The following is a 2,100-nucleotide window of genomic DNA, read 5'->3' on the forward strand; positions in this document are numbered from 1 at the left end:
CCCTACATGTCAACAACGTCCCGGCTCAGTACACCTAGACGGCGAGACGGGGGAATAGGCGGCGAAACAGGGGAGTAGCCTCCAGGCACCACTCCAACCACCCGTTGCGCTATCGGTCATGGCGGTTATGGACGCCGAATGACGACCAGGACTGATAGCGCAACCAGGTAGGCAGGGTGGATTTAGTAGGCCTTGACCCACTGTTCGACGACGAGGTGGACCAGGGCGAACACACCGTCCCGGTCGATGGCGGCCAGCGCCGCCTCGAGGGCGGCCGGCACGTCCTTATCCTCGGTGACGGTGATGCCGAAACCGCCGAACGCCCGGGCCATCATGCCGAAGTCGGGGTTCTTCAGCTGCGTGCCCGACACCCGGGACGGGTAGTGGCGTTCCTGGTGGGTGCGGATGGTGCCGTACTCCTGGTTATCCATCACGATGATCAGCGGCGTGGCTCCGTACTGGGCGGCCGTGGCGAGCTCCTGGCCGTTCATGAGGAATTCCCCGTCGCCCGCGATGGTGACCACCCGGCGCTCCGGGCTGGCCAGGGAGGCGGCGATGGCCGAGGGCACCGAGTACCCCATGGAACCGTTCCGGGCGCTGATCATCGAGGCGTAGCGCCGGGTGGGGAAGTACCGGTGCGCCCAGTTGGTGTGCTCGCCCGCCCCGAACGTCACCAGGGCGTCCTGCGGCAGCAGCGGCACGAGGTTGGCCATCAGGGTGTCCATCTTCGCGAGCCCGTCGCCGGGGACCGACGGCGGCAGGCTGGCGAAGGAGCGCTGCTCGGCGCGCATCCGGGCCGTCCACGCCTTCCACTCCTCCTTGACAGGCAGGTCGATGTTGACCAGGTCCCGGACGAAGGCGTCCGGCTTGGCCAGGATCTGGCGGGAGACCGGACCGGAGCGGCCGCGCAGCGAGGGATCGATGGAGACGAGGAAGTTGTTCTTGTTCCAGTCCTGCCGGCACACGAAACCGTCCGTGATCACATCCCCCGGGACCGTCCCGACGAAAACGAGCAGGTCGGTTTCCTCCAGCATCCTCCTCGTTTTCAAGCCCTACATGTCAACAACGTCCCGGCTCAGTACACCTAGACGGCGAGACGGGGGAATAGGCGGCGAAACAGGGGAGTAGCCTCCAGGCACCACTCCAACCACCCGTTGCGCTATCGGTCATGGCGGTTATGGACGCCGAATGACGACCAGGACTGATAGCGCAACCAGGTAGGCAGGGTGGATTTAGTAGGCCTTGACCCGCTGTTCGACGACGAGGTGGACCAGGGCGAACACACCGTCCCGGTCGATGGCGGCCAGCGCCGCCTCGAGGGCGGCCGGCACGTCCTTATCCTCGGTGACGGTGATGCCGAAACCGCCGAACGCCCGGGCCATCATGCCGAAGTCGGGGTTCTTCAGCTGCGTGCCCGACACCCGGGACGGGTAGTGGCGTTCCTGGTGGGTGCGGATGGTGCCGTACTCCTGGTTATCCATCACGATGATCAGCGGCGTGGCTCCGTACTGGGCGGCCGTGGCGAGCTCCTGGCCGTTCATGAGGAATTCCCCGTCGCCCGCGATGGTGACCACCCGGCGCTCCGGGCTGGCCAGGGAGGCGGCGATGGCCGAGGGCACCGAGTACCCCATGGAACCGTTCCGGGCGCTGATCATCGAGGCGTAGCGCCGGGTGGGGAAGTACCGGTGCGCCCAGTTGGTGTGCTCGCCCGCCCCGAACGTCACCAGGGCGTCCTGCGGCAGCAGCGGCACGAGGTTGGCCATCAGGGTGTCCATCTTCGCGAGCCCGTCGCCGGGGACCGACGGCGGCAGGCTGGCGAAGGAGCGCTGCTCGGCGCGCATCCGGGCCGTCCACGCCTTCCACTCCTCCTTGACAGGCAGGTCGATGTTGACCAGGTCCCGGACGAAGGCGTCCGGCTTGGCCAGGATCTGGCGGGAGACCGGACCGGAGCGGCCGCGCAGCGAGGGATCGATGGAGACGAGGAAGTTGTTCTTGTTCCAGTCCTGCCGGCACACGAAACCGTCCGTGATCACATCCCCCGGGACCGTCCCGACGAAAACGAGCAGGTCGGTTTCCTCCAGCAGATCATAGGTGGGGCGG

General features: G+C 66.8%; 1 protein-coding gene and 1 pseudogene. Both read right to left on the reverse strand.

Translation table 11 applies throughout. The annotated features are described in order from the left end of the window. Positions 1–182: 182 nt before the first annotated feature. Positions 183–1,034 (reverse strand): annotated as a pseudogene (locus Y706_RS24085) (thiamine pyrophosphate-dependent enzyme); the annotation flags it as partial. A gap of 198 nt (positions 1,035–1,232) precedes the next feature. Beyond that, a partial coding sequence (locus Y706_RS27915; protein ID WP_043435280.1) for a thiamine pyrophosphate-dependent enzyme occupies positions 1,233–2,100 on the reverse strand: 868 nt, incomplete at its 5' end.

This window comes from Arthrobacter sp. I3 (assembly GCF_000520575.1).
Lineage (GTDB): Bacteria > Actinomycetota > Actinomycetes > Actinomycetales > Micrococcaceae > Arthrobacter > Arthrobacter humicola_A.